The sequence below is a fragment of the Bacillus sp. BF2-3 genome, from assembly GCF_008368795.1.
Lineage (GTDB): Bacteria > Bacillota > Bacilli > Bacillales > Bacillaceae_G > Bacillus_A > Bacillus_A cereus.
The window spans coordinates 1-26,498 of the sequence record NZ_QOSA01000036.1 but is presented as its reverse complement, the minus strand read 5'-3'; the positions used below and the strand labels follow the sequence as shown (position 1 = coordinate 26,498).

Genomic DNA, 26,498 nt, shown 5'->3' with positions numbered 1-26,498 from the left:
AATCCTCCTTGCTTAATTTATTTTTATTGTTCACTAACATGAACTTTTACTGTTGCTGTTACTTGTGGATGCAATTTCACAGTAACGTTTGTATAACCTAGCGCACGGATTGCATCGTCCATTTCAAATTTACGTTTATCAAGTTTAATCTTGTGTGATTTTTGCATTGCATCTACGATTTGTTTGCTTGTGATAGAACCAAATAAACGGCCACCTTCTCCAGATTTCGCCTTTAATTCTACAGTTAATTTCTCTAAAGTCTCTTTTAACTCTTTTGCATTTTCAAGCTCTGCTGCTGCATCTTTTTCTTCTTTACGCTTTTGAGCTTCTAAAGTTTTCATACTGCTATTTGTTGCTTCAGCAGCTAATCCTTGTTTTAGTAAGAAGTTATTTGCATAGCCATCTGGTACGTTTTTCACTTCTCCTTTTTTACCTTTACCTTTTACGTCTTTTAGAAAAATTACTTTCATGATTGTGTGCCTCCCTGTAAATAGTCATCAATAACAAATCGAAGCTTCTCCTCAGCTTCATCTACTGTAACATTTTTCATCTGTGTGGCTGCATTCGTCAAATGCCCGCCACCGCCTAAGTTTTCCATAATTAGCTGCACATTCACTTCACCTAAAGACCTGCTGCTAATTCCAATGAGATTCTCGCCACGTTTCGCAACAACAAATGATGCAATAATCCCTGTCATCGTTAATAACGTGTCTGCCGATTGCGCAATAAGCACTTGATCGTAGTAATCATCACTATCAACTTTAGCAATCGCAATTCCATTTTTATAAATGTACGCATTTTTTATAGCTTTTGCAACCCGTAAATACTGATCCATATCTTCCTTTAAAAGTTCTTGTACAAGTACAGTATCTGCACCATGTGAGCGTAAATAAGAAGCAGCATCAAATGTACGAGCCCCTGTCCGGAATGTGAAACTTTTCGTGTCAACAATAATACCCGCTAACAATGCCGTCGCTTCTAACATTGTCATCTTTAAATTTTTAGGTTGATACTCAAGTAATTCTGTAACCAATTCTGCCGTTGAAGAAGCATATGGTTCCATATAAACTAGCAATGGGTCTTCAATAAAATCTTCTCCACGGCGATGATGATCAATAACTACTACATTTTCAATTTTATGTAACAATTTTTGCTCCATCACCATAGAAGGTTTATGCGTATCGACAACAACAAGTAACGACTCATCATTTGCAAATTCCATCGCTTGCTCTGGAGTAATAAAATGAGACCATAACTCCTCATTTTGTTTCACTTTGTCCATCAAACGCTTAATTCCTTTATCGGAATCATTTTCATCTAACACAATATATCCTTTACGCTCATTTAATTGAGCCACTTTTAAAATACCAATCGCAGCACCAATTGCGTCCATATCGGGAGCCCTATGCCCCATAATAATGACATTACTACTTTCTAATACTAAATCCTTTAACGCATGCGAAATGACCCTGGCGCGTACACGGGTACGTTTTTCAACCGGATTTGTCTTACCTCCATAGAACTTAACTTTACCTGTCGCTTGTTTAATAGCTACTTGGTCTCCCCCACGCCCAAGTGCAAGATCTAAACCAGATTGAGCCATTGCTCCAAGCTCTGATAAAGGTAAATCACCTGATCCGACACCCACACTTAATGTAAGTGGTATATTCCTTTTAGATGTTTCTTCACGCACCTGATCTAAAATGCTAAATTTCCCTTTCTCCATCTGCGTCAAAATACTTTCATTTAGCACAACGAAGAATCTTTCTGAAGATGCACGTTTTAAATAAGCACCATACTTAAGTGCCCATTCATTTAGTCGCGATGTCACAAGACTTGTTATATTCGTACGTAATTGATCATCTAATCCTTGTGTAACTTCATCATAATTATCCAAATAGATGACAGCTAAAACAGTCCTTTGATCCTCGTACATCTTTTCGATTTCTGTTTGTTCCGTTACATCAAAGAAATAAATTAACTTTTCTTCTTTCCTTACAAAAACGCGAAACTTTCGATTATTTAAAGAGACTATATCATCAGAAGTTTCTCCTTTAATGAAAAGAAGTAATGTTTCTGATACATCGTAAAGGTGCCATCCAGCTAATGCGTGCTGTCCCAGACATGAAGATAAATAAGGATTTGCCCAATCAATCCCATAATCCTTATTGTATAACAAAATACCAATCGGCATTTGGTTAAATGCTTCATTACTTACTTTCTTTACTCTTGTAATCATATCTGTCGTATGCTTTTCGAAATTCCTTTGAAAATTAAGTTCAAATCGTATAACGATAAAGAATACGATACAAAAAATGACAAAAGCAGCTATACCCATAATTAAATGAAAATAACAGAGAATTGAAATGAGCACAAACACAAAAAATGCCAATACATAAACAGGATATAAAAACCACTGTTTCTTATCAAATTCAGGCATGTATACAACTCCTATAAAGTAAAACTAACTTACCTTCCAGTTAGTTAAACAGATTAAAATAGTATAAGGAATATTATTTTATCCCCCTATTTTAGAACGCAATGAAATCCCTAAGTCAATTATACCTAAGATTGTCACAAGAGGAAACAGCATCGGAATAAACATGCATGCAATAAAACTAATAATAGGAACCCCTTTAGTAAAACCTTTTCTATACGCTAAAAAGGCGATAAATGTCAGACCTTGCAGTACAAGCAATAGTGCAAATATGACATTTAGATTAGAAAATACCATATGTAAATATGATGTTGGTTCTACTTTTATAAAAGTTGCTAACAAAATAAATATAACGTAATACCAAATGATACTCTTTGGTAATTGTATATCTTTAAATTTAGGCCAAGATATAACTTCATGTTTTAACTTTTTCAAAACACTACCTGATATTATCACTGTAATCCAAGAAAAACATACTGAAACTAGCACAAGTATACTTGGAAGTAACGATTGTAATATATCATTCATTTGTGCAAGTAGCTCTTTTTGTTCCTTACTAATCGGCATACCTGTAGCACTTACTATCTTTTCGCTTTTCGCCATACTTTCACTAAACATACTTTGCATTTGCTTCATTATATCTATGTTGAAAAACTTTATACTCGCAACATAAATAAGTACAAAACCAATTAAGTATGCAAGCGTCCCCGCTATTAAGATTTCAACTGGCTTTTTTCTTGTTTTATACATATATCCTAAAACAATCCCTATCAATCCAAACATAATTGTCTTCACTAAATTCAGCGGTTGACTCACAATAATAGTAACAAAAAGTGCTGCTACAAAAACCACGAGCACATTAGATAGTTTATGTCTTATCATTAATAGTATAAATGGTAACGGCAACGCAAAAGTTACAACTGTACCCAAAATCGGAACATACATAGATATAAGCAATAAAATTGCATATAGAGCTAATAATGCTGCACCTTCTGTAATAAACTTTGTTTGTTTCACATTTTAACCTCTCTTTCAAAAAGAAAAGCATAGCAAAATGCACAGTAGAGTCCGACTCTACTGTGCATTTCATACGCTATTATTCACCAACATATGGTAAAAGTGCCATTTGACGAGCACGTTTAATTGCAACTGTAAGTTTGCGTTGGTATTTTGCGCTTGTTCCTGTTACACGACGAGGTAAAATTTTACCACGCTCAGAAACGAAACGTTTTAATAAATCAACATCTTTATAGTCAATGCGAGTGATGCCGTTAGCTGTGAAGAAACACACCTTACGACGTTTCGCACGTCCACCTTTGCGTCCTGCCATGTCTATTTCCCTCCATTCTTTGTTAAAACTAACAAATTTACTGTATTAGAACGGTAAATCGTCGTCGGAAATGTCGATCGGTTGACCTACATTTGAAAATGGATCGTCATTCTTCGTAAATCCAGAGTTACCTTGGTTACCTGAATTACTAGATTGACCAAATGGGTTAGAGCCTTGGTTACCGAAACCAGCTCCTGATGGTTGCTGATTAAATGAACCACGTTGCTCCCCACCGCCATTACGCGGCTCTAAAAATTGCACGCTTTCCGCAAGAACTTCTGTTACGTATACACGTTTACCATCTTGTCCCTCGTAATTACGAGTTTGAAGACGCCCATCTACGCCTGCTAAGCTACCTTTTTTCAAATAATTTGCTACGTTTTCTGCTTGTTTACGCCATATTACACAATTAATAAAGTCAGCTTCACGCTCACCTTGCTGATTGGCAAATGCGCGATTCACAGCTAACGTAAAAGTAGCTACTGCGACACCATTGGGCGTGTAACGTAAGTCAGGGTCCTTAGTTAAACGACCAACGAGGATAACACGATTCATCAATCGAACCACTCTCCCTTATATATCAATTATTTTTCTTCTTCTTTAACAACGATATGACGAAGGATGTCTTCGTTGATCTTAGCTAAACGGTCGAATTCGTTAATCGCTTCTGCGTTAGATTTCACGTTTAAGATCATGTAGAAACCTTCACGTAAGTCGTTGATTTCGTAAGCTAAACGACGCTTACCCCACTCTTTCGTGTTAATGATTTCTGCACCATTGTTTGTTAAAACACCTGCAAAACGTTCAACTAAAGCTTTTTGAGCTTCTTCTTCAACGCCAGGACGAATGATGTACATAATTTCGTACTTTCTCATTACACTTTCACCTCCTTTTGGTCTAAACGGCCCGTAATGGGCAAGGAGCAATTAATTTATAGTAATTACTCACGAGTTTAGATTATATCATAGTAAGTTATATGAATCAACTCACCAATACATAAAAAACTTGGCAAACATATAATATATTTGCCAAGTTCATATCTTTATTTTTCCTAGGAAATATTAAATTAAACGTTAAAACGGAAGTGCATAACATCTCCGTCTTTTACGATATATTCTTTTCCTTCTAAACGTACTTTTCCAGCTTCTTTTGCAGCTGTCATAGAACCGTTTGTCATTAAATCATCGTAAGAAACTGTTTCTGCACGAATAAATCCACGCTCAAAGTCTGTATGAATAACACCAGCACATTGTGGTGCCTTCATTCCTTGTTTAAATGTCCAAGCACGTACTTCTTGAACGCCAGCTGTAAAGTACGTAGCAAGGCCTAATAGGTCATATGCTGCACGAATTAATTGATCTAAACCAGACTCTTCAATTCCTAATTCTTCAAGGAATACTTTTTTCTCTTCTTCGTCTAATTCAGCGATTTCTGATTCAATTTTTGCACATACAACGATTACTTGAGAATTTTCATTTGCTGCAAATTCTTTTACCATTTGTACGTATTTATTTTCCGAAGGATCGATAATATCGTCTTCACTTACATTCGCTACGTATAACATTTCTTTTGTTGTAAGTAAATGAAGGCCTTTAACAATCTTCATCTGCTCTTCTGTAAATTCAACAGTACGAGCTGGTTTTCCCTCTTCAAAAGCTTCTTTTAAACGAACTAAAATTTCATGCTCATATACCGCTTCTTTATCTTTTTGTCTTGCTAATTTCGCAACACGCTCGATACGCTTATCAACAGACTCTAAATCCGCTAAAATTAGCTCTAAATTGATTGTTTCAATATCATCAATTGGATCTACTTTCCCTGAAACGTGCGTAATATTTTCGTCTTCAAAACAACGAACAACTTGGCAAATTGCATCTACTTGACGAATGTGAGATAAGAATTTATTTCCTAAACCTTCACCTTTACTAGCACCTTTTACGATACCTGCAATATCAGTAAACTCGAATACAGTCGGAACAGTCTTTTTCGGTTCTACTAATTCCGTTAATTTATTTAAACGCTCATCTGGTACTTCTACAATCCCTACGTTTGGATCAATTGTACAGAATGGATAGTTCGCAGATTCTGCTCCTGCTTGTGTAATTGCATTAAATAAAGTGGACTTCCCTACGTTAGGTAATCCAACAATCCCAGCCGTTAATCCCATATTTTTCACTCCTATGTCTCAATCTTTCATCATTATAGATAGTAACGAAAAAAATGACAAGTTTCCGCCAAACGAAAAAAAGTAACAGTTACCTACTGTAACTGTTACTCTCCCTCTATTCTTCGTGCTTCACAAGTATTTTTTTCACCTTACGATCAAACTCTCTTCGAGGAATCATTACTGAATGGTCACACCCCTCGCACTTAATGCGGATATCCATTCCCATACGAATAATTTTCCAACGATTCTCGCCACATGGATGGGCTTTCTTCATTTCCACAACATCATACAAGTTATATTCCTTTTGCTCCATTCTCCAAACTCCTCTCCATACTAAATTGCTTTTCCACTAACTAATTCTTCACGATTATATAAAACCATACGTGGATATGGAATTTCAATTCCATGTAAATCAAGACGATTTTTAATCTCTTTACGAAGTGCCCTTGCAATAACTGCATGTTGCATCGGTTCTACTTCAGCAATAACACGTAATATAACTTCTGATGCAGCTAATGTTTGCACACCTAATAATTGAGGCGTTGTTACCATTTTTTCGTACTTTGAAGGTAATTCTACTAATAAATCTTCAATAACTTGCTCTGCTTTCGCAATATCAGCCTCATATGAAATAGATACATCAACAAACGCTACACTATTACTAACTGAGTAGTTAGTAACTTGAATAATACTTCCATTTGGTAAAGTATGAATTTCACCTGTCCAACTCTTTACTTTCGTTGTACGAAGTCCAATTTCTAAAACGACTCCTTCAAATTGACCGATTTTAACATAATCGCCAACTGAAAACTGATCTTCTAACAAAATAAATAAACCTGTAATAACGTCTTTCACTAAACTTTGAGCACCAAATCCGACTGCTAAACCAATTACCCCAGCACCCGCTAATAAACCTGATGCATTAATATCAAACACACCTAAAATCGCAATTAGCATAATGAACATAACAACGTACGCTACAATATTTTCAAGTAATTTCGCTACTGTAACTGTACGACGTTCTGAAATTTGAATTGGAGAACGACTCCCCATACGAAACGCATTTCGTACAACCGCCCTTGCAATTCGCACAACAACTGCACCAATTGTTAAAATAATACATATTTTTAATGTCGCAACTCCAATATGAGCCCAACGATCAGCATCTAATAAATACTGTTTCATAGAATTAAACCACTTCGCTAATAAATCCATGTACCTCTACCTCTCTAGCTAAAATTTCTTTTTAGTTACCCTTATTATTGTATCAGAAGTCCCCTAATTGCTGAAAAAATTTTATGATTTTAATCCTATTTTATCCCCGACATCCAGGTATAAAATGGAACGAATATATATATACTAGTACTATTATTTCCGTTTTCATTCACATTTTGCAAAAATTACGCACTTATAACTTTCCATTTTCCTCACCATATAACATATATTGAAAATTTATTAAAAGGATGGGTGCTTCATGAATATTGGAAGTTTTCGCTTACCATTTTTTGAGAAAGAAACTCAAAACGTTATGCACCAAGATCTAGAAGCCTCTGAGATAATCAGTAATTTCTTACTTACCCATATTCCTATTAAAACTAATATACCACTCATTCTCGTTTGTATCGGCACAGATCGCTCTACAGGTGACGCACTCGGCCCATTAGTTGGTACAAAACTTGAACAAATAGACATCCAAAACCTCCAAGTATTCGGTACACTAGATGAGCCAGTACATGCGCTAAATTTAGAAGAGAAAATTCAGAATATACAGAAAGAATATCCTACTGCATTTATAATTGCTGTTGATGCATGTTTAGGAAAGTCCCAAAATATCGGATCAATCACTACTGGAAAGGGACCTAGTAAACCTGGAGCTGCTATGAATAAGAAATTACCTGCAGTTGGTGATTTGCACATACACGGTATCGTCAATCTAAATGGGTTTATGGAGTTTTTCGTTCTTCAAAATACAAGATTAAGTTTAGTCATGAAAATGGCTGATGTAATCGCAAAAAGTATAAAAGAGACGGATCAAAAATTATCCGCATTAAAAAAAGCAAACCATCTATAAATAATAAGATGGTTTGCTTTTTAATTTTTCTGTGCTAATAGTTCTAAAATACGATTTAAATCTTCTTTATTAAAAAATTCAATTTCGATTTTACCTTTTTCTTTTTTCGTCTCTTTAATTTTCACATCTGTGCCAAACTTTTCTCTTAAGAACGTTTCACGTTCTACGAAAAATATATTTCGCTCTTTTTTCACTTTTTTTGTTTCACGTGAAACGTGTTGATTAATCTCTTGGACGATTTTCTCTAATTGACGAACATTTAATCCTTCTTTTTCAATGCGTTTCAATAAGGACTTCAATTGTTCTTCATCTTTTATCGTAAGTAAAGTTCTCCCATGAGCCATTGAAAGTTGACCATTTGCAATCATATCTTGTACGAAAGAAGGTAGGCTTAATAACCGAGTATAATTTGCAATGTAAGGTCTGCTTTTACCAAGACGTTTCGCTAATTGTTCTTGCGTTACATTTAGCTCATTCATTAACATCTGGTATGCCATTGCCTCTTCCATAGGATTTAAATCTTCTCGTTGTAAGTTTTCTAACAAAGCAAATTCCATCATTTGCTGTTCAGTTAATTGTCTTACAACCGCAGGTACTTTTTCTAAACCAGCCTCTTTTGCAGCACGAAATCGTCTTTCACCTGCAACAATTTCATATCCTTTAATACTCTTCCTAGCAATTAATGGTTGTAGAATACCGTGTTCCTTAATCGAAATTGCTAATTCCTGAATCGCCTCTTTATTAAAGTGTTTACGCGGTTGATATGGATTCGGCCTTAATTCAGTTACAAGAATCTCCTGAATTGTTTCCTCTTCTTTCACATCTAAATCAGGAAAAAACACATTAATTCCTCTTCCTAATCCTTTAGCCACCTGCAATCACTTCCTCTGCTAAATCTATATACACTTCTGCTCCTCTTGATTTAGCGTCATACTGCATAATAGGTTTCCCATGACTTGGAGCCTCGCTCAAGCGTACATTACGCGGAATAATCGAGCGATATACTTTATCCCTAAAATACTTTTTCACTTCATCTATAACTTGAATCCCTAAATTTGTACGGGCATCCAACATTGTTAACAATACACCTTGAATTGCTAAATTTTTATTTAAATGTTTTTGTACAAGTCGAACTGTATTTAATAGCTGACTTAACCCTTCTAGTGCGTAATATTCACACTGTACAGGAATAATAACAGAATCTGCTGCTGTTAATGCATTAATCGTTAATAACCCTAAAGATGGGGGACAGTCGATAATAATATAGTCATATTCATCACGAACTGGCTGTAATGCTCTTTGCAAACGTACTTCCCGGGAAATAGTCGGTACCAATTCAATTTCAGCACCAGCCAATTGAATTGTAGCGGGTAGAACATCTAAGTTTTCAGTTGCGGTTTTCTGTATAACCCCTTGAACATCTGCATCTTCCACAAGAACGTTGTAAATACATTGATCTAATTCAGATTTTTCAATTCCCACACCAGTCGTTGCATTTCCTTGAGCATCAATATCTACAAGAAGGACTTTTTTACCTACTTGCGCCAATCCAGCCCCTAAATTAACAGATGTTGTTGTTTTTCCAACACCGCCTTTTTGATTAGCAATAGCAATGATTTTTCCCATGATGTCACCTACTTTCAACCTTTCTATCTTATTCTAGTAACAATTACGTTTATTGTAACATGAAATAAAACTTTTTCTTTTACGTCCTTTATTAAACTTCAAAATTTATTTCTAAACTCCTTCTTCATTTAACAAGAAAATATAGTAAAAGAGACCTCTCCAATAGGATAAGGTCTCTAGCACGTCATTATTATTTTTTCTTTGGAATTTTAATTGTAATTTGATAGTACTCATCAAATTCTTCTTCCTCAGAATTAACATTCAAACCACTTTCAGTAACCATTTGTAAAGATTGTCTAATTGTATTCATAGCAATCCTCGTATCTCGACTTACTGCTTTTTGCTTTGCCTTACGCTTCGGTTTCGCTTCCTCTAGTAACTTCGCAATTCGTTCTTCTGTTTGCTTTACATTTAGTTGTTTCTCAACAATTTCCTGTAAAACCTTCAGTTGTAATTCCTCATTTTTTAAAGGAATGAGAGCGCGGGCATGACGTTCTGTAATGCTTTTTTCTAATAATGCACTTTTTATTTCTTCAGGCAACTTTAACAAGCGCAACTTATTTGCGATTGTAGATTGTCCTTTTCCAAGTCGTTGTGCCAATGCTTCTTGTGTTAAATTATGTAACTCAATCAGCTTTTGATATGCCACAGCTTCCTCGATTGCCGTTAGTTCCTCACGTTGCAAGTTTTCAATTAAAGCTACAGAAGCTGTCTCTGTATCATTTAAATTCTTTATAATTGCAGGAACCTTTTCCCAACCTAACTTTGTTGCCGCGCGAAAACGTCTTTCTCCAGCAATAATCTCGTACTTATCATCCTCATATTGCCTTACAACAATCGGTTGAATAAGTCCATGTGTACGAATTGTTAATGCTAGCTCATCAATACGCGCATCATCAAAAACTGTTCTTGGTTGATAACGGTTAGGGGTAATATTTACTATCGGAATTTCTTGTATTTCTTCATATACCTTTTTATCTATCTCTTCATGGCTTTCGTCTTGTAATTCGAATTCGCTCTCTTTATCTCCAAAGCCAAATAAACGAGAAAACGTATTTTTCATACATATTCCACCACCTTTTAGGCCTATTGACTATTCTCCATAAAATGTTTCCTATGAAACATTTACGTTTTCATTTATATAATTTAATCTTACGTCTAATAAGATTTATTTTTCAATAGGTAATTTATTGGGTGTTCCCGGTTTGCGTGGATATTTCTTTGGTGTCTTGCGCTTTTTCTCGATTAATAAAATATTACGTTCACTCTCTTCAAATGGCAATTGGAACGTAGACATCTCTTTTAACTCTCCGCCTAGCACCTCTAAAGCATACTTGCCATTTTCAATTTCTTCGTTTGCTGCTGCACCTTTCATTGCAATGAATGTTCCTCCAACTTTTACAAGCGGTAAACATAGCTCACTTAATACAGAAAGACGCGCAACTGCACGTGCCATTACAATATTGTATGATTCACGTACACCTTCTTTTTTCCCAAATGTTTCAGCACGATCGTGACAAAATGCAACATCACTTAATTCTAACTTTTGGGCTAAGTGATTTAAGAAATTAATACGTTTTTGCAACGAATCTACAATTGTTACTTTTAAATGCGGGAAACAAATTTTTAAAGGAATACTTGGGAATCCAGCCCCTGCACCAACATCGCAAATTGAGAATGGTTTTGAAAAATCATAATAAAAAGCAGCTGTAATGGAATCAAAAAAGTGTTTTAAATATACTTCTTCTTTTTCTGTAATAGCCGTTAAGTTCATTTTTTCATTCCACTCTACTAATGTTTCAAAGTAGATTTTGAACTGCTCTAACTGTCTAGAAGAGAGGGTGATTCCCTTCTCTTCTAGCATAGATTGAAATTGTTCTATGTTCATCTAGCAATATCTCCTTACTATTTATTGGTTCGATACGCGTGCAATTTTTCCTTGTTCTATATACACAAGTAAAATGGAAATATCCGCTGGATTTACGCCAGAAATACGTGAAGCCTGCCCCATTGAAAGTGGACGAACATCTTTCAATTTCTGTCTAGCTTCTGAAGCAAGGCTAGAAATCGCATCATAATCAATATCTACAGGGATTTTTTTACTCTCCATTTTCTTCATACGCTCTACTTGCTGTAAAGATTTTTCAATATACCCTTCATACTTAATCTGAATTTCAACTTGTTCTTTAACTTCATCACTTAATTCTACTTCACTTGGTACTAAAAGATGAATATGCTCATATGTCATCTCTGGACGACGTAATAAGTCACTTGCACGTATTCCATCTTTCAATTCACTTCCGCCAATATTGCGAATTAATTCTTGAACTTCAGGACGTGGTTTAATAATAATGCTGCTTAAACGTTCCTTTTCCTGTTCAATTTGTAATTTTTTATTTGTAAATCGCTCATAGCGCTCTTCTTTAATTAATCCAATTTCACGACCAACTTCAGTTAAACGAAGATCAGCATTATCGTGGCGTAATAATAGACGGTATTCTGCACGAGACGTTAATAAACGATATGGTTCATTTGTACCTTTCGTTACAAGATCATCAATTAAGACGCCAATATAAGCATCCTCGCGACCTAAAACAACTTCTTTTTTACCTAAAGAACGGCATGCTGCATTAATTCCAGCCATAAGCCCTTGTCCTGCCGCCTCTTCGTAACCAGAAGTTCCATTAATTTGTCCTGCTGTATATAAATTTTTAATCTTTTTCGTTTCAAGTGTTGGCCATAGTTGTGTTGGCACAATTGCATCATATTCAATTGCATAACCTGTACGCATCATTTCAACATTTTCTAGGCCTGGAATTGTTCTAAGCATGTCACGTTGTACATCTTCTGGTAAGCTTGTGGATAAACCTTGTACATATACTTCTTGTGTATTACGCCCTTCTGGCTCTAAGAAAATTTGATGGCGTGGTTTATCATTAAATCTTACTACTTTGTCTTCAATAGAAGGACAGTATCTAGGGCCTGTTCCTTTAATCATACCAGAATACATAGCTGAACGATGTAAATTTTCATCTATTAAACGGTGTGTTTCTGTACTTGTATATGTCAACCAACATGGAATTTGATCCATAATAAATTTCGTTGTTTCAAAAGAGAACGCACGTGGCTTATCATCACCTGGTTGAATTTCTGTTTTACTGTAGTCAATTGTATTACTGTTTACACGCGGAGGTGTCCCTGTTTTAAATCTAACAAGATCAAATCCAAGTTCCTCTAAATGCTCAGATAATGTAATAGACGGTTGCTGATTATTTGGACCGCTTGAATATTTTAAGTCACCCATGATAATCTCGCCGCGTAAAAATGTTCCAGTTGTAATTACAACGGTTTTTGCTGTATATTCTGCACCAGCTTGTGTAACTACCCCTTTACATACACCTTCTTCAACGATTAAACGCTCTACCATTCCTTGGAACAACGTTAAGTTTGGTGTTTCTTCAATTGTTTTCTTTAATTCATGTTGGTAAGCGAATTTATCAGCTTGCGCTCGAAGTGCACGTACGGCTGGTCCCTTACCTGTATTTAGCATACGCATTTGAATATGAGTTTTATCAATATTACGTCCCATTTCTCCGCCTAATGCATCAATTTCACGAACAACAATCCCTTTTGCTGGTCCACCAACAGAAGGGTTACATGGCATGAATGCTACCATATCCAAGTTAATTGTTAACATTAATGTTTTTGAGCCCATTCGTGCTGCCGCAAGACCAGCTTCACATCCTGCATGACCTGCACCGATTACTATGACATCGTATGAACCGGCATTGTATCCCATTGTTTATTCCTCCTAATAATCTCTATCTTTCTACAACTTCACTATATTATTTTCCTAAACAAAATTGAGAGAACAACTGGTCAATTAAGCTTTCATGCACTGTGTCCCCAGTAATTTCACCAAGTATTTCCCACGTTCTTGTTAAATCAATTTGTACCATATCAATTGGTACACCATTTTCAATCGCCTCAACTGCATCACCGATTGTTTTTCCTGCTTGTGTTAATAATCCAATATGTCTCGCATTAGAAACATATGTCATATCTGCAGAATCGATTGTTCCTTCAAAGAATAAATCAGCTATTGCCTTTTCGAGTTCATCTATTCCTTGTTCCTCAATTAAGGATGTTGTAATAACACGATTTCCCGCGGCTAACTCTGTAACACGTTCCATATCAATCGCTTGCGGTAAATCAGTCTTATTCACAATAACAATAAAGTCTTTTCCTTGTACCGCACGGAATAGATCTTCATCCTCATTTGTTAAAGCCTCGCTATAGTTGACAACAACTAATACTAAATCCGCTTGGCTCATCATTTCTTTTGAACGTTCCACACCAATTCGTTCAACAACATCTTCTGTCTCCCGAATACCGGCTGTATCTATAAGTTTAAGAGGTACACCACGCACGTTAACGTACTCTTCAATAACATCACGAGTTGTTCCTGCAATATCAGTTACAATTGCCTTTTTCTCCTGAACAAGACTATTTAATAACGATGATTTCCCAACGTTAGGTCTACCGATAATTGCTGTAGCAATACCTTCACGTAAAATTTTCCCCTGTTTTGATGTTTCTAATATTTTTTCGATTTCCGAACGAACATGCGTCGCTTTCTCAATTAAAATATTATGTGTCATCTCTTCTACATCATCGTATTCTGGATAATCTATATTTACCTCAACATGAGCTAATGTTTCTAATATTTCTTGACGCAAAAGACCAATTAATTTAGATAATCGCCCTTCCATTTGATTAATTGCTACATTCATCGCACGATCTGTTTTTGCTCGAATCAAATCCATAACAGCTTCTGCTTGTGATAAGTCGATACGTCCATTTAAAAAAGCACGTTTTGTAAATTCGCCCGGTTCTGCCAATCGTACTCCTTGTGCTAGAATAAGTTGCAATACTTTATTTACTGAAACAAGTCCACCGTGACAGTTAATTTCCACTATATTTTCACGTGTAAAAGTCCTTGGTGCGCGCATAATAGACACCATGACTTCTTCAATAACTTGATTTGTATCTAAATCAACAATATGACCATAATGAATAGTGTGAGAAGGAACCTCTGTTAAATCCTTCCCCTTAAAAATACGATCAACTTTCTCAACCGCATCATCCCCACTTACTCGAACAATGGCAATTGCACCCTCTCCAAGCGCTGTGGAAATCGCAGCAATTGTATCAAATTCCATGTCCTTTCACCTCACTTGCTTATTTATCTCTATTTCAACATGATTATTTCTTTCACTAAATTATTAGGATACCATAACGAACCTATCTACAAAAGAAGAATAACTCATTTTATTATATCCCCATGTAAAAAACACTAAACTTATTCACAGTGGATAAGTTTAGTGTTTTTTAGTTATCCACATCTATTTTCCGCTCAAAAAAACCGGCACTCATTTGAGCAACCGGTCATTTAGGAGATATTACAACATGCCGATGTGGTTCATTTCCTTCAGAAGTTGTATTGATACCTTGATGATTTGATAATGCCTGATGAATAATTTTTCGTTCAAAAGATGGCATCGGTTCTAAAATAACTCTTTTTTTCGTATTAAATACTTGTTTCGCTAATCGATAAGAAAGTGATTCTAACGTACTTTTTCTTTTACTACGATAATTTTCAGCATCTAGTGTAATACCGATATACTGCTTCGTGTTACGATTCGCGATAAGTTTTGTTAAATACTGTAAAGAGTTCAATGTATTACCTCTTTTCCCAATTAAAACACCTACATTATCACCAGAAATTGTAAATTCTATTTCGCGTCCTTTTACAATTTTACTAATCTCGACTTCCACACCCATATCGTGAATAACATTTCTTAAATATTCTTCACATTCTTGAATTGGATCTTTCTTCAATACAACTTCTACTACTGCAGGGCGATTCCCAAATAAACCTAAGAATCCCCTTTTACCCTCATCGACAATATTTATATCTACTCGATCTTTTGATGTATTTAATTGCCTTAAAGCATCCTCTACTGCCAGCTCGACTGTTTGTCCTTTAGCAGTAATTACACTCACTTGCTTGAGCCTCCAGCCTTACCAGCCTTACTAGCCTTAATCTCTGGCCCTTTAATAAAGTACATTTGAGCAATACCAAAGATATTACCAACAACCCAGTAAAGTGATAATGCAGCTGGGAAGTTAATTGCAAAGATTAAAATCATAATCGGCATAAGCCAAAGCATCATTGCCATTTGTGGATTTTGACCAGCTGTTCCTGCCATTGCAAGCTTTTGCTGAATAAATGTCGTAATTGCTGCAACGACTGGTAAGATATAGAACGGGTCTGCATGTCCTAAATCGAACCATAAGAAACTATGTTGTTTAATTTCAGCTGTTCTCATAATTGCATGATAAAAAGCGAACAGAATTGGCATTTGAATAAAGATTGGTAAACAACCAGCTAATGGATTTACACCATTTTTTTGGTATAACTGCATCATTTCTTGCTGCAGTTTTTGCTGTGTCGCTTGATCTTTAGAGCTATATTTCTCTTTTAACTTCACCATTTCCGGTTGTAACGCTTGCATCGCTTTCGTACTCTTCGTTTGTTTAATCATTAATGGTAATAACGCAAAACGAATGATAAGAGTCGTAACAACAATTGCTAAACCATAATTACTGTTAAATAAGTTTGCAAAATACGTGATTAACTGAGAAAGCGGGTATACGAAGTATTCATTCCAAATTCCAGTGCTTTTTGGTGTAATTGGCTGATTTACTTCACTACAGCCAGCAGTAATCGCCATTAATGCAATAAGCATGGCTAGTAAACCTAATTTCTTTTTCAAAGCCTACTCCTCCTTGTATCGGTATGTATATAGTGTAATTCATTTCCTTACGCTACTTTTTTATTCTTTTCATACCAGAGCGTTTAAAGACATGAATTAAGCTTTTCTTTACTTCTTCATATGTCATCTCTGCACAAGGCTTCCTTGCTATTATAACAAAATCTTTTCCAGAAGCTATCTCATCTTTTAACTCTGTAATAGCCTGACGGACCATGCGCTTAATTCGATTACGAACTACTGCATTTCCTATTTTCTTGCTAACAGAAAGGCCGATGCGAAAGTTTGGCTGTTCTTCTTTATCTAATTGGTATACAACAAACTGACGATTTGCATTTGATTTTCCTTTTTGAAAAACCGCCTGGAATTCATCATTCTTCTTTATACGATGTTTTTTCTTCATATCAATTGACACTCCTGTATTTCATCAGCGGAAATTCACTATTATTAGAAAAAAAGACCACTGAACGATCAGTGGTCTACGCAGATAATACTTTTCTTCCTTTACGACGACGAGCTGCTAGCACTTTACGTCCGTTCGCTGTGCTCATACGGCTGCGGAAACCATGTACTTTGCTGCGCTTACGTTTATTTGGTTGGTAAGTTCTTTTCATTATATGACACCTCCCTGAGGAATATCTGTTAAAGACAGTCCTATAAATTATAGTTAATTAACTAGGAAAATGTCAATGGTTCTAGAAATTTTCATCAAATATTCATTTTGAACCTATTCACATACTTTTTCACAGCACCTATATTTCCTTGTGGATAAATATTTTTTCGCGCTTTTTATATCCACAAACTTTTTTCGCACTTTTACACAGTATATCGTGTTGTGGACAAGTTTATTCCACAAGGTATTGATTTTGTGGATAACTTTCTTAAATTCATTGCTATAGCCACTTTTTTTTGATATTATAGTTGTGTTTTCACTTTGAATAAGTTTTCCACATCTTTATCTTATCCACAATTTGTGTATAACATGTGGACAGTTTTAATCACATGTGGGTAAATAGTTGTCCACATTTGCTTTTTTTGTCGAAAACCCTATCTCATATACAAACGACGTTTTTAGGTTTTAAAATACGTTTCGTATAAATATACATTTTATATTTATTAGGTTGTACATTTGTTGCGCAACCTTATTCTTTTACCAACTTAGTAAAGGAGGGACACCTTTGGAAAATATCTCTGATTTATGGAATAGTGCCTTAAAAGAATTAGAAAAAAAGGTAAGCAAGCCTAGTTATGAGACATGGTTAAAATCCACAACGGCTCATAACTTGAAGAAAGACGTATTAACGATTACAGCTCCGAATGAATTTGCTCGTGACTGGCTAGAATCTCATTACTCCGAACTAATTTCAGAAACACTATACGATTTAACAGGGGCAAAATTAGCAATTCGCTTTATTATTCCCCAAAGTCAAGCTGAAGAGGACATTGATCTGCCTCCAGTTAAGCCGAATCCAGCACAAGATGATTCAGCTCATTTACCACAGAGCATGTTAAATCCAAAATATACATTCGATACATTTGTTATTGGCTCTGGTAACCGTTTTGCCCATGCAGCTTCATTAGCTGTAGCTGAGGCGCCAGCTAAAGCGTATAATCCACTCTTTATTTACGGGGGAGTTGGACTTGGAAAGACACATTTAATGCACGCAATTGGTCATTATGTAATTGAACATAATCCAAATGCAAAAGTTGTATATTTATCATCAGAAAAATTTACAAATGAATTTATTAACTCTATTCGTGATAATAAAGCTGTTGATTTTCGTAATAAATATCGTAACGTAGATGTTTTATTGATAGATGATATTCAATTTCTTGCTGGAAAAGAACAGACTCAAGAAGAGTTTTTCCATACATTTAATGCATTACACGAAGAAAGTAAACAAATTGTAATTTCTAGTGACCGACCACCAAAAGAAATTCCAACTTTAGAAGATCGTCTTCGTTCCCGCTTTGAATGGGGACTTATTACAGACATTACGCCGCCAGATTTAGAGACACGAATTGCGATTTTACGCAAAAAAGCAAAAGCTGAAGGGCTTGATATACCAAATGAAGTTATGCTTTATATCGCAAATCAAATTGATTCAAATATTCGTGAATTAGAAGGTGCACTTATCCGAGTTGTAGCTTATTCATCTTTAATTAATAAAGATATTAATGCTGATTTAGCAGCTGAAGCACTTAAAGATATTATTCCAAATTCTAAGCCGAAAATTATCTCTATTTATGATATTCAAAAAGCTGTCGGGGACGTTTATCAAGTGAAATTAGAAGATTTTAAAGCGAAAAAACGTACAAAATCAGTTGCGTTTCCTCGCCAAATTGCAATGTATTTATCGCGCGAGCTTACAGATTCCTCTTTACCAAAAATAGGTGAAGAATTTGGTGGACGTGATCATACAACAGTTATCCATGCCCATGAAAAAATCTCTAAACTACTAAAAACCGATACGCAATTACAAAAGCAAGTTGAAGAAATTAATGGTATTTTAAAGTAGTAGCTGAATAGTGTGAATAACTTACCTTGTTTTACGCACAGTCTATCCACATGTAGATAGACTGTTTTTACATCCCTTAGCGGGGTTATCCACATATCCACAAGCCCTATTACTATTACTACTATTTTTTATCTTTATTAATTAAATAAAATCTTATACTTACCGGAGGTTTTTCTTTATGCGTTTTACAATACAAAAAGACTATCTTGTAAGAGGTGTACAAGATGTAATGAAGGCAGTTTCTTCTCGTACAACAATCCCAATTCTTACGGGAATTAAAGTTGTAGCAACTGAAGAAGGAGTTACATTAACAGGAAGCGATGCTGATATTTCGATTGAATCGTTTATTCCAGTCGAAGAAGATGGAAAAGAAATCGTAGAAATAGCTCAATCAGGAAGCATTGTTTTACAGGCAAAATATTTTAGTGAGATTGTAAAAAAACTACCTAAAGACACTGTCGAAATTTCTGTAGAAAATCATTTTATGACAAAAATAAAATCTGGAAAATCAGAGTTTAACTTAAATGGTTTAGATTCTGCAGAATATCCGTTATTGCCACAGATTGAAGAACATCATGTATTTAAGATACCAACAGATTTACTTAAACATATGATCAGACAAACTGTATTTGCAGTTTCTACTTCTGAAACAAGACCAATCTTGACAGGTGTAAACTGGAAGGTATATAACAGCGAGTTAACTTGTATTGCAACAGATAGTCATAGGCTGGCACTTCGAAAAGCAAAAATTGAAGGACATAATATTGCAGATGAATTCCAAGCTAATGTTGTTATCCCAGGTAAGAGCTTAAATGAATTAAGTAAAATTTTAGATGAGTCTGAAGAAATGGTAGATATCGTTATTACGGAGTATCAAGTATTATTCCGTACAAAACATTTATTATTCTTCTCAAGATTGTTAGAAGGGAATTATCCTGATACCACACGTTTAATTCCGGCAGAGAGTAAAACGGATATTTTTGTGAATACAAAAGAATTCCTACAAGCAATTGATCGCGCTTCACTATTAGCAAGAGATGGCCGCAATAACGTTGTTAAATTATCAACTTTAGAGCAAGAAATGCTAGAGATTTCTTCGAATTCACCAGAAATCGGAAAAGTTGTCGAAGAAGTACAATGCGAAAAAGTAGATGGAGAAGAGTTAAAAATATCTTTTAGTGCAAAATATATGATGGATGCATTGAAAGCTTTGGATAGTACAGAGATTAAAGTTAGCTTTACTGGGGCGATGAGACCGTTCTTAATTCGTACAGTAAATGATGATTCAATTATTCAATTAATTTTACCGGTTCGTACTTACTAGGTAAGGAATAAGGGTTGCTAGTTTAAAGATGCTAGTGGCCCTTATTTGATTTTTGGGTATTACTTTCCTAATGCTAGTTTATTTAGTACAATGAAAGAATGAACACTTTCAGAAAGTGAGCGATTTTATGAAACGTATTAAAATTTCAACAGAGTATATTACACTAGGACAATTTTTAAAGTTAGCTGATGTAATTGATACAGGTGGCGCTGTAAAATGGTTTTTACAAGAATATGAAGTGTACGTGAACAACGAACTTGAAAATAGAAGAGGTCGCAAACTATATGCGAATGATGTTATTGAAATTCCAGGAAGCGGAACTTTCCAAGTTCAGGCATAAAGGGGGAGCCCTTTGTTTATTTCAGAAATACAATTAAAAAACTATCGCAATTATGAAAAATTAGAGCTTTCCTTTGAAGATAAGGTAAATGTAATTATCGGCGAAAATGCGCAAGGGAAAACAAATTTGATGGAAGCTATTTATGTTTTAGCGATGGCGAAATCTCATAGAACCTCTAATGATCGCGAACTTATCCGCTGGGATGAAGATTTTGGTCAAATAAAAGGGAAATTACAAAAAAGAAACAGTTCTTTGTCTTTGGAATTAAATATTTCGAAAAAAGGTAAAAAGGCAAAATTAAATCAACTTGAACAACAAAAGTTAAGTCAATATATTGGCGTGATGAACGTTGTCATGTTTGCCCCAGAAGATTTAAATCTTGTAAAAGGAAGCCCTCAAGTAAGAAGACGCTTTTTAGATATGGAATTAGGACAAATAGCTCCTGTATATTTGTATGAATTAAGTCAATATCAAAAGGTGCTCACGCAACGAAATCACTTGTTGAAAAAAATGCAAGGGAATAGTAAGAATGAGGAAACGATGTTGGATGTATTTACACTTCAACTAATTGAGCATGGTGCGAAAATACTGCAAAAACGTTTTGAATTTTTGCATTTGCTACAGGAATGGGCAGCTCCAATTCATCGAGGTATAAGCCGTGGATTAGAAGAGTTAGAAATTGTCTATAAACCAAGTGTAGATGTATCAGAATCAATGGATTTGTCGAAAATAAAAGAAGTATACTATGAAAGTTTTCAATCTGTGAAACAACGTGAAATTTTCCGTGGTACGACTTTAATTGGTCCTCATCGTGACGATTTACAATTCTTCGTTAATAGTAAAAATGTTCAAGTCTTTGGTTCGCAAGGACAACAACGAACGACCGCACTATCCCTAAAATTAGCTGAAATTGAATTGATTTATTCAGAGGTTAAAGAATATCCAATCCTTTTGTTGGATGATGTTTTATCAGAATTAGATGATTATCGTCAATCACATCTTTTAAATACAATTCAAGGAAAAGTGCAAACATTTGTTACAACGACGAGTGTCGACGGAATTGAACACGAAACATTAAAAGAAGCGAAAACAATTCATGTAACGAACGGCACTGTAGATTGTGAAATAGATAGGGAATAACCCCTGTTTAAATGGAAAAGTAGGTGATCTTTGTGTCAATGGAACAAAAGCAAATGCAAGAAAATGCATATGATGAAAGTCAGATACAGGTGCTTGAAGGACTAGAGGCAGTTCGGAAACGCCCTGGTATGTATATTGGATCTACAAGTGGAAAAGGGCTTCACCATCTTGTTTGGGAAATTGTAGATAATAGTATTGATGAAGCACTTGCAGGTTATTGTGATGAAATTAATGTTAGTATCGAAGAAGATAATAGTATTCGTGTAACGGATAATGGGCGTGGTATTCCGGTTGGTATACAAGAAAAAATGGGACGTCCAGCTGTAGAAGTTATTATGACTGTTCTCCACGCCGGTGGTAAATTTGGCGGTGGCGGTTATAAAGTTTCTGGTGGTTTACATGGTGTTGGGGCATCGGTTGTAAATGCTCTATCAACAGAATTAGAAGTATTTGTACACCGTGAAGGTAAAATCCATTACCAAAAATACGAAAGAGGTATTCCGGTTGCGGATTTAAAAGTCATTGGTGACACCGATCAAACAGGAACAATAACTCGATTTAAACCAGATCCGGAAATTTTCCAAGAAACAACAGTATACGATTTTGATACGCTAGCAACTCGTATGCGTGAATTAGCGTTTTTAAATCGTAATATTAAATTAACAATTGAAGATAAACGTGAACATAAGCAAAAGAAAGAATTCCATTACGAAGGTGGAATTAAATCATACGTTGAGCATTTAAATCGCTCAAAACAACCGATTCATGAAGAGCCTGTGTACGTAGAAGGTTCAAAAGATGGTATTCAGGTTGAGGTTTCTCTTCAATATAACGAAGGATACACAAATAATATTTACTCATTTACGAATAACATCCATACGTATGAAGGTGGTACACATGAGGTAGGTTTTAAAACAGCTTTAACTCGTGTAATCAACGACTATGGTCGTAAAAATAGCATTTTAAAAGATGCGGACAGTAATTTAACTGGTGAGGATGTTCGTGAAGGTTTAACAGCAATTGTATCAATCAAGCATCCAAATCCACAATTTGAAGGACAAACGAAGACAAAACTTGGGAATAGTGAAGCGAGAACAATTACAGAGTCTGTATTCTCAGAGGCATTTGAAAAGTTCTTACTAGAAAATCCTAATGTAGCGCGAAAAATTGTAGAAAAAGGTACGATGGCTGCACGTGCACGTGTAGCTGCGAAAAAAGCGCGTGAATTGACACGTCGAAAGAGTGCGTTAGAAGTTTCAAGTTTACCTGGTAAATTAGCTGATTGCTCTTCGAAAGATCCAGCAATTAGTGAAATTTACATCGTAGAGGGTGACTCTGCGGGTGGATCTGCAAAACAAGGACGCGATCGTCATTTCCAAGCAATTTTACCGCTGAAGGGTAAAATTATTAATGTGGAAAAGGCGCGCTTAGATAAGATTTTATCAAATGATGAAGTTCGTACAATTATTACAGCAATCGGTACAAATATTGGTGGAGACTTCGATATTGAAAAAGCACGCTATCATAAAGTTATTATTATGACCGATGCCGATGTTGATGGTGCACATATTCGTACCCTATTATTAACGTTCTTCTATCGTTATATGCGTCAAATAATTGAGTGTGGTTATATCTATATTGCACAGCCGCCATTGTTTAAAATACAACAAGGTAAAAAAATTCAATATGCTTACAACGATAAGGAACTTGAAAAAATCTTAGCTGAGCTACCAGCCCAGCCGAAACCAGGAATTCAACGTTATAAAGGTCTTGGGGAGATGAATCCAACTCAGCTATGGGAGACGACAATGGATCCAGAAGTACGTTCGTTACTTCAAGTTTCTCTTCAAGATGCAATAGAAGCAGACGAAACGTTTGAAATTTTAATGGGTGATAAAGTAGAACCGCGTCGTAACTTTATCCAAGAGAATGCAAAATACGTGAAGAACCTTGATATTTAAATGAGTAATGACAGGAATCTAAGTATTCCTGTCTTCTACATATAAATCAATGTATGTGTAACGGAAATGTAAGAGGAGGTGCTCGTTGATGTCAGACAATCAACAACAAGCACGAATTCGAGAAATTAATATTAGTCATGAAATGCGTACCTCATTTTTAGATTACGCAATGAGTGTTATCGTATCTCGTGCATTACCAGATGTTCGTGATGGATTAAAACCTGTGCATCGTAGGGTTTTATATGCGATGAATGATTTAGGAATTACAGCTGATAAAGCGTATAAGAAATCAGCACGTATTGTCGGTGAAGTAATCGGTAAGTATCACCCTCATGGTGATTCAGCCGTTTATGAAACAATGGTACGTATGGCGCAAGATTTTAGTCAACGTTATATGCTTGTAGATGGGCATGGTAACTTCGGTTCTGTAGATGGAGATTCAGCAGCAGCAATGCGTTATACAGAGGCAAGAATGTCTAAGATTTCTATGGAATTAATACGTGATATTTCAAAAAATACAATTGATTATCAAGATAACTATGATGGTTCCGAAAGAGAACCGATAGTACTACCAGCGCGTTTCCCTAATTTATTAGTAAACGGTACAACAGGTATTGCTGTTGGTATGGCAACAAATATACCGCCGCATCAGCTTGGCGAAGTAATTGATGGTGTGCTGGCATTAAGTCATAATCCTGATATTACTATCGCAGAATTGATGGAATATATTCCTGGTCCAGACTTTCCGACGGCAGGTTTAATTTTAGGAAGAAGTGGAATTCGAAGAGCTTATGAAACAGGTCGCGGTTCCATTATGCTTCGTGCTAAGGTTGAAATTGAAGAGAAGTCAAACGGTAAACAATCTATTATCGTAACTGAACTACCTTATCAAGTTAATAAGGCGCGATTAATTGAAAAAATCGCAGAATTAGTTCGCGATAAGAAAATTGAAGGTATTACAGATTTACGTGATGAATCAGATCGTAATGGTATGCGTATTGTCATGGAAGTACGTCGTGATGCTAATGCAAACGTACTATTAAACAATCTATATAAACATACAGCGCTTCAAACAAGTTTCGGCATTAATATGTTGTCTCTTGTAAATGGGGAGCCACAAGTACTAAATTTAAAACAAAATCTATATCATTATTTAGAGCATCAGAAGGTAGTAATTCGTAGACGTACTGCTTATGAATTAGAAAAAGCAGAAGCACGTGCTCATATTTTAGAAGGATTACGAATTGCTTTAGATCATCTTGATGAAGTTATTACGTTAATTCGTAGTTCAAAAACGGCAGATATTGCAAAGCAAGGCTTAATGGAACGTTTTGGTTTAAGTGAGAAACAAGCGCAAGCGATTTTAGATATGCGTCTGCAACGCTTAACTGGATTAGAACGTGAAAAAATTGAGCAAGAATATCAAGACTTAATGAAGTTAATTGCTGAATTAAAAGCGATTTTAGCAGATGAAGAAAAAGTTCTTGAGATTATTCGTGAAGAATTAACAGAAGTAAAAGAGCGTTTCAATGATAAGAGACGAACAGAAATTACAATTGGTGGTATGGAATTTATTGAAGATGAAGATTTAATTCCTGAACAAAACATTGCGATTACGTTAACTCATAACGGTTATATTAAGAGGTTACCAGCTTCTACGTACAAAACACAGAACCGTGGGGGACGTGGTGTGCAAGGAATGGGTACGAATGATGATGACTTTGTTGAACATTTATTAACAACGTCTACTCATGATCATATTTTATTCTTTACAAACAAGGGTAAAGTATACCGTACGAAAGGATATGAAATTCCAGAGTATAGTCGTACTGCAAAAGGACTACCAATTATTAACCTATTAGGGGTAGATAAGGGTGAGTGGATTAACGCTATTATTCCGATTCGTGAATTTGGTGACGATCAGTTCTTATTCTTTACGACAAAACAAGGGGTTTCTAAGAGAACGCCACTTTCATCATTTGCAAATATACGTACAAATGGTTTAATTGCAATTTCTCTTCGTGAAGAGGATGAAGTAATATCTGTACGTTTAACATCGGGTGATAAGGATATTATTGTCGGGACAAGTAACGGTATGCTAATTCGTTTCAATGAACAAGATGTTCGTTCTATGGGACGTAATGCTGCAGGTGTTAAAGCTATTACGTTGGGCGATGAAGACCAAGTTGTAGGTATGGAAATTGTCGAAGAGGATGTAAATGTTCTAATTGTAACGAAAAATGGTTACGGAAAGCGTACACCGATTGATGAATACCGTCTGCAAAGTCGCGGTGGTAAAGGTCTGAAAACTTGTAACATTACAGATAAGAACGGTAAATTAGTAGCTGTTAAGTCTGTTACAGGTGAAGAAGATATTATGTTAATTACAGCGGCAGGCGTTATTATTCGTATGCCAGTTGATCAAATCTCTCAAATGGGACGTAATACACAAGGTGTTCGTCTAATTCGATTAGAGGAAGACCAAGAGGTAGCGACGGTAGCAAAAGCACAAAAAGATGAAGAGGAAGAAACGAGTGAAGAGGTTTCTTCAGAAGAATAAGAGAGGGGATTTTCCCTCTCTTTATTTTTTTATAATAATACTTGCATAGGGAAGAGAAAGCCTATATAATAGGCAGAGTCAGCAAATGAGAGATACAACTTATCAAAAAAACTTGTTGACCAAAATAATATAGTATGATATATTATAAAAGTCGCTGAAACGCGATGTTGAACTTTGAAAACTAAAC

Annotated in this window: 26 protein-coding genes; 7 read left to right on the top strand and 19 right to left on the bottom strand. The window is 35.5% G+C overall.

Annotation, left to right across the window (positions count from 1 at the left end):
- Window positions 1-23: 23 nt before the first annotated feature.
- From rplI to DN401_RS22825, 9 genes are all read right to left on the bottom strand, one after another.
- Entirely contained in the window at window positions 24-470 is a 447-nt protein-coding gene (rplI, locus tag DN401_RS22865; protein WP_000864228.1) for a 50S ribosomal protein L9, read from the bottom strand.
- Window positions 467-2,440 (bottom strand): DHH family phosphoesterase, encoded by a 1,974-nt coding sequence (locus DN401_RS22860; RefSeq protein ID WP_001113785.1) that lies wholly within the window; start codon window positions 2,438-2,440, stop codon window positions 467-469. Before DN401_RS22860 ends, rplI begins: the two co-directional genes overlap by 4 nt.
- 78 nt (window positions 2,441-2,518) lie before the next feature.
- Window positions 2,519-3,454 (bottom strand): YybS family protein, encoded by a 936-nt coding sequence (locus tag DN401_RS22855; RefSeq protein ID WP_000814854.1) that lies wholly within the window; start codon window positions 3,452-3,454, stop codon window positions 2,519-2,521.
- Window positions 3,455-3,533: 79 nt separating this feature from the next.
- Window positions 3,534-3,767, bottom strand: coding sequence for a 30S ribosomal protein S18 (rpsR, locus tag DN401_RS22850; RefSeq protein WP_000918873.1), 234 nt, complete (start codon window positions 3,765-3,767; stop codon window positions 3,534-3,536).
- A 45-nt stretch (window positions 3,768-3,812) separates the two neighbouring features.
- Complete coding sequence (ssb, locus tag DN401_RS22845; RefSeq protein ID WP_000981966.1) at window positions 3,813-4,325, bottom strand: single-stranded DNA-binding protein; 513 nt, start codon at window positions 4,323-4,325, stop codon at window positions 3,813-3,815.
- A gap of 26 nt (window positions 4,326-4,351) precedes the next feature.
- On the bottom strand, window positions 4,352-4,642 hold the full coding sequence (gene rpsF / locus DN401_RS22840) for a 30S ribosomal protein S6 (protein WP_001233778.1): 291 nt from the start codon (window positions 4,640-4,642) through the stop codon (window positions 4,352-4,354).
- A gap of 191 nt (window positions 4,643-4,833) precedes the next feature.
- The gene (ychF, locus tag DN401_RS22835; RefSeq protein WP_000524657.1) at window positions 4,834-5,934 is read right to left on the bottom strand and encodes a redox-regulated ATPase YchF; all 1,101 of its coding nucleotides are present in this window, start codon (window positions 5,932-5,934) and stop codon (window positions 4,834-4,836) included.
- Window positions 5,935-6,049: 115 nt separating this feature from the next.
- Window positions 6,050-6,247 (bottom strand): DUF951 domain-containing protein, encoded by a 198-nt coding sequence (locus DN401_RS22830; protein WP_000435485.1) that lies wholly within the window; start codon window positions 6,245-6,247, stop codon window positions 6,050-6,052.
- Between the two features lie 20 nt (window positions 6,248-6,267).
- Window positions 6,268-7,149, bottom strand: coding sequence for a mechanosensitive ion channel family protein (locus DN401_RS22825; RefSeq protein WP_000364814.1), 882 nt, complete (start codon window positions 7,147-7,149; stop codon window positions 6,268-6,270).
- 259 nt (window positions 7,150-7,408) lie between these two features.
- Between DN401_RS22825 and yyaC the strand changes: the two genes are divergently transcribed.
- Window positions 7,409-8,005: a spore protease YyaC gene (gene yyaC, locus DN401_RS22820; RefSeq protein ID WP_001020714.1), complete on the top strand. Its 597-nt coding sequence runs from the start codon at window positions 7,409-7,411 to the stop codon at window positions 8,003-8,005.
- A gap of 20 nt (window positions 8,006-8,025) precedes the next feature.
- On the opposite strand, the gene spo0J is transcribed toward yyaC, so the two are convergent.
- From spo0J to rpmH, 10 genes are all read right to left on the bottom strand, one after another.
- A complete protein-coding gene (gene spo0J / locus DN401_RS22815; RefSeq protein ID WP_001051832.1) occupies window positions 8,026-8,877 on the bottom strand; it encodes a stage 0 sporulation protein Spo0J in 852 nt (283 codons plus the stop codon).
- Window positions 8,870-9,631, bottom strand: a complete 762-nt coding sequence (gene soj / locus DN401_RS22810) for a sporulation initiation inhibitor protein Soj (RefSeq protein ID WP_000516114.1) — start codon at window positions 9,629-9,631, stop codon at window positions 8,870-8,872. Before soj ends, spo0J begins: the two co-directional genes overlap by 8 nt.
- A gap of 190 nt (window positions 9,632-9,821) precedes the next feature.
- Window positions 9,822-10,694, bottom strand: coding sequence for a nucleoid occlusion protein (gene noc / locus DN401_RS22805; RefSeq protein ID WP_000799016.1), 873 nt, complete (start codon window positions 10,692-10,694; stop codon window positions 9,822-9,824).
- Window positions 10,695-10,799: 105 nt separating this feature from the next.
- Window positions 10,800-11,519, bottom strand: coding sequence for a 16S rRNA (guanine(527)-N(7))-methyltransferase RsmG (gene rsmG / locus DN401_RS22800; RefSeq protein ID WP_001019632.1), 720 nt, complete (start codon window positions 11,517-11,519; stop codon window positions 10,800-10,802).
- A gap of 21 nt (window positions 11,520-11,540) precedes the next feature.
- Window positions 11,541-13,430 (bottom strand): tRNA uridine-5-carboxymethylaminomethyl(34) synthesis enzyme MnmG, encoded by a 1,890-nt coding sequence (gene mnmG, locus DN401_RS22795; RefSeq protein WP_000541031.1) that lies wholly within the window; start codon window positions 13,428-13,430, stop codon window positions 11,541-11,543.
- Window positions 13,431-13,476: 46 nt separating this feature from the next.
- A complete protein-coding gene (gene mnmE, locus DN401_RS22790; protein ID WP_000393757.1) occupies window positions 13,477-14,853 on the bottom strand; it encodes a tRNA uridine-5-carboxymethylaminomethyl(34) synthesis GTPase MnmE in 1,377 nt (458 codons plus the stop codon).
- A 226-nt stretch (window positions 14,854-15,079) separates the two neighbouring features.
- Window positions 15,080-15,697: an RNA-binding cell elongation regulator Jag/EloR gene (gene jag, locus DN401_RS22785; protein ID WP_000111515.1), complete on the bottom strand. Its 618-nt coding sequence runs from the start codon at window positions 15,695-15,697 to the stop codon at window positions 15,080-15,082.
- The gene (gene spoIIIJ, locus DN401_RS22780) at window positions 15,694-16,470 is read right to left on the bottom strand and encodes a YidC family membrane integrase SpoIIIJ (protein ID WP_000727734.1); all 777 of its coding nucleotides are present in this window, start codon (window positions 16,468-16,470) and stop codon (window positions 15,694-15,696) included. Before spoIIIJ ends, jag begins: the two co-directional genes overlap by 4 nt.
- A 52-nt stretch (window positions 16,471-16,522) precedes the next feature.
- Window positions 16,523-16,870 carry a ribonuclease P protein component gene (gene rnpA / locus DN401_RS22775; RefSeq protein WP_000726619.1) on the bottom strand — a complete coding sequence of 116 codons (348 nt, stop codon included), beginning with the start codon at window positions 16,868-16,870 and terminating at the stop codon, window positions 16,523-16,525.
- Between the two features lie 76 nt (window positions 16,871-16,946).
- Complete coding sequence (rpmH, locus tag DN401_RS22770) at window positions 16,947-17,081, bottom strand: 50S ribosomal protein L34 (protein WP_000831901.1); 135 nt, start codon at window positions 17,079-17,081, stop codon at window positions 16,947-16,949.
- Window positions 17,082-17,645: 564 nt separating this feature from the next.
- Here rpmH and dnaA point away from each other — a divergent pair.
- The 6 genes from dnaA (at window position 17,646) to gyrA (ending at window position 26,311) form a co-directional block, all read left to right on the top strand.
- Window positions 17,646-18,986 carry a chromosomal replication initiator protein DnaA gene (dnaA, locus tag DN401_RS22765; protein WP_000428017.1) on the top strand — a complete coding sequence of 447 codons (1,341 nt, stop codon included), beginning with the start codon at window positions 17,646-17,648 and terminating at the stop codon, window positions 18,984-18,986.
- A 178-nt stretch (window positions 18,987-19,164) separates the two neighbouring features.
- On the top strand, window positions 19,165-20,310 hold the full coding sequence (gene dnaN, locus DN401_RS22760) for a DNA polymerase III subunit beta (protein WP_001212884.1): 1,146 nt from the start codon (window positions 19,165-19,167) through the stop codon (window positions 20,308-20,310).
- 127 nt (window positions 20,311-20,437) lie between these two features.
- Window positions 20,438-20,650, top strand: coding sequence for a S4 domain-containing protein YaaA (gene yaaA / locus DN401_RS22755; RefSeq protein WP_000821364.1), 213 nt, complete (start codon window positions 20,438-20,440; stop codon window positions 20,648-20,650).
- A gap of 12 nt (window positions 20,651-20,662) precedes the next feature.
- Window positions 20,663-21,790 (top strand): DNA replication/repair protein RecF, encoded by a 1,128-nt coding sequence (gene recF, locus DN401_RS22750; RefSeq protein WP_000470745.1) that lies wholly within the window; start codon window positions 20,663-20,665, stop codon window positions 21,788-21,790.
- Between the two features lie 38 nt (window positions 21,791-21,828).
- Window positions 21,829-23,751 (top strand): DNA topoisomerase (ATP-hydrolyzing) subunit B, encoded by a 1,923-nt coding sequence (gyrB, locus tag DN401_RS22745; RefSeq protein WP_000435982.1) that lies wholly within the window; start codon window positions 21,829-21,831, stop codon window positions 23,749-23,751.
- An 88-nt stretch (window positions 23,752-23,839) separates the two neighbouring features.
- Window positions 23,840-26,311, top strand: coding sequence for a DNA gyrase subunit A (gene gyrA, locus DN401_RS22740; protein ID WP_001282864.1), 2,472 nt, complete (start codon window positions 23,840-23,842; stop codon window positions 26,309-26,311).
- The last annotated feature ends 187 nt before the right edge of the window (window positions 26,312-26,498 follow it).

Excerpts from the sequence above, each read along its gene's own strand:
- DN401_RS22830 (WP_000435485.1), bottom strand. The coding sequence starts at position 6,247 with ATGGAGCAAAAGGAATATAACTTGTATGATGTTGTGGAAATGAAGAAA.
- rpmH (WP_000831901.1), bottom strand. The coding sequence starts at position 17,081 with ATGAAAAGAACTTACCAACCAAATAAACGTAAGCGCAGCAAAGTACAT.
- rsmG (WP_001019632.1), bottom strand. The coding sequence starts at position 11,519 with ATGAACATAGAACAATTTCAATCTATGCTAGAAGAGAAGGGAATCACC.
- ychF (WP_000524657.1), bottom strand. The coding sequence starts at position 5,934 with ATGGGATTAACGGCTGGGATTGTTGGATTACCTAACGTAGGGAAGTCC.
- yyaC (WP_001020714.1), top strand. The coding sequence starts at position 7,409 with ATGAATATTGGAAGTTTTCGCTTACCATTTTTTGAGAAAGAAACTCAA.
- DN401_RS22825 (WP_000364814.1), bottom strand. The coding sequence starts at position 7,149 with ATGGATTTATTAGCGAAGTGGTTTAATTCTATGAAACAGTATTTATTA.
- yaaA (WP_000821364.1), top strand. The coding sequence starts at position 20,438 with ATGAAACGTATTAAAATTTCAACAGAGTATATTACACTAGGACAATTT.
- rnpA (WP_000726619.1), bottom strand. The coding sequence starts at position 16,870 with ATGAAGAAAAAACATCGTATAAAGAAGAATGATGAATTCCAGGCGGTT.
- rpsR (WP_000918873.1), bottom strand. The coding sequence starts at position 3,767 with ATGGCAGGACGCAAAGGTGGACGTGCGAAACGTCGTAAGGTGTGTTTC.
- noc (WP_000799016.1), bottom strand. The coding sequence starts at position 10,694 with ATGAAAAATACGTTTTCTCGTTTATTTGGCTTTGGAGATAAAGAGAGC.
- dnaN (WP_001212884.1), top strand. The coding sequence starts at position 19,165 with ATGCGTTTTACAATACAAAAAGACTATCTTGTAAGAGGTGTACAAGAT.
- mnmG (WP_000541031.1), bottom strand. The coding sequence starts at position 13,430 with ATGGGATACAATGCCGGTTCATACGATGTCATAGTAATCGGTGCAGGT.
- rpsF (WP_001233778.1), bottom strand. The coding sequence starts at position 4,642 with ATGAGAAAGTACGAAATTATGTACATCATTCGTCCTGGCGTTGAAGAA.
- gyrA (WP_001282864.1), top strand. The coding sequence starts at position 23,840 with ATGTCAGACAATCAACAACAAGCACGAATTCGAGAAATTAATATTAGT.
- gyrB (WP_000435982.1), top strand. The coding sequence starts at position 21,829 with ATGGAACAAAAGCAAATGCAAGAAAATGCATATGATGAAAGTCAGATA.
- soj (WP_000516114.1), bottom strand. The coding sequence starts at position 9,631 with ATGGGAAAAATCATTGCTATTGCTAATCAAAAAGGCGGTGTTGGAAAA.
- DN401_RS22860 (WP_001113785.1), bottom strand. The coding sequence starts at position 2,440 with ATGCCTGAATTTGATAAGAAACAGTGGTTTTTATATCCTGTTTATGTA.
- rplI (WP_000864228.1), bottom strand. The coding sequence starts at position 470 with ATGAAAGTAATTTTTCTAAAAGACGTAAAAGGTAAAGGTAAAAAAGGA.
- mnmE (WP_000393757.1), bottom strand. The coding sequence starts at position 14,853 with ATGGAATTTGATACAATTGCTGCGATTTCCACAGCGCTTGGAGAGGGT.